This is a genomic window from Bartonella sp. MR100HLJHH, assembly GCF_042194215.1.
GTDB classification, from domain to species: Bacteria; Pseudomonadota; Alphaproteobacteria; order Rhizobiales; family Rhizobiaceae; genus Bartonella; species Bartonella grahamii.
Window position 1 is genome coordinate 1 of sequence record NZ_JBHIMR010000070.1, and the last position, 1,185, is coordinate 1,185.

Annotated in this window: 2 protein-coding genes; both read right to left on the reverse strand. The window is 34.9% G+C overall.

Annotated elements, in window-relative coordinates; all coding sequences use genetic code 11:
• On the reverse strand, positions 1-935 hold a 935-nt coding region (locus ACFIJ7_RS09530; protein ID WP_375645190.1), incomplete at its 3' end, for a type IV secretion system protein.
• Between the two features lie 88 nt (positions 936-1,023).
• The gene (locus ACFIJ7_RS09535) at positions 1,024-1,176 is read right to left on the reverse strand and encodes a TrwH protein (RefSeq protein ID WP_375645191.1); all 153 of its coding nucleotides are present in this window, start codon (positions 1,174-1,176) and stop codon (positions 1,024-1,026) included.
• Positions 1,177-1,185 lie beyond the last annotated feature (9 nt).

Sequence of the window (1,185 nt, forward strand, 5' to 3'; positions counted from 1 at the left end):
GGCATCCCTTTTTTTTCATGGTCAAAAATTTTCATATCAAGTTCGCGTCTTTTCCTTTTGATAAGTGATTGCTCAGCATTACGTAAATGCGCTACCATTTCCATCTTTATAAATTCATTTTGGATCATGGTTAACGAACCATCGATATGTGCTTGAAGATCTGCAGTATCTTTCAGGTTTTCTTTTGTTTGAATTTCATCTAATAGATGTTGGAGGTATTTAAAACGATTTTCTACGTTTTCAAAAGTTTCTAAACTTACAGCTTTATCTAGTATCGATGCAAATTGTAAACGCCTTGAAATAGCCTTCCCCATTTGATCAAAAGTCCCAGAAATTTTGTTTTCTTCCTGCAATAGCTTTTGATATGATTCCCTTGAAAGCTTGTCACTCTTATAGAGCGATTCTGGCTCTTTGAGAAAAAAACTAGAAAAGTCTATTTTCTGAGGTGCAGTTTTCTGACCCTTTGTTATAGCTTGATAGGCTTTTTCTGTTTGCAAAAGTTGTTTTTTTTTCAACTCAAGCTGTTTTTTTAAGAGCTCAATAATTTCCCCTTTTTTTAATAGATTAATAATCTCTAGATATTCTGCAGGTGGAGCAGATACAAAAGTTGATTTAGGTACCTGAGTTGTGGGAGATACTGGAGTTGTGTTAGATGGCTTAGAGCCACTAGGTTTGGACGGTATGCGATTTCTCATCGTTCCCAAAGTAGAAAGATCGATTTTAACATCGGGTGGAAGTGCAGGTGGTGGATTATAGCCTTTTGGTGGTTTTTTTGGTCTATAATCTTTGCTTGTACTGAGACCTCCTGACCCCATACCAGGAATTATAGTAATACGGCTATGAGCTCCTCCTTGCTTAGTAACAGTGTCACTTCTTACTAAGTTTGTTGTTCCAAGAAACGCACTAATTGCTATGATAATAATCAGCTTTTGCATATTTTATTCCTTTTAATTTTCACATATTTAGAAAGACTGACTATTTTTAGAAAGACTGACCATTATATTATTAACTTCATAAATCAGTTTATGAGATTCCGTTGTCTCCTCGCTTGATTTCGTCAGGGATTGTTTTATTAATAGGCACACGGTTCCTATCATTGGGCTGTTTTAGCTTTGGTGCTAATACACAAGCCGATAAAAGGTTTGCAATCAAAATTACAAGAATGATATTTTTCATTTTAATATG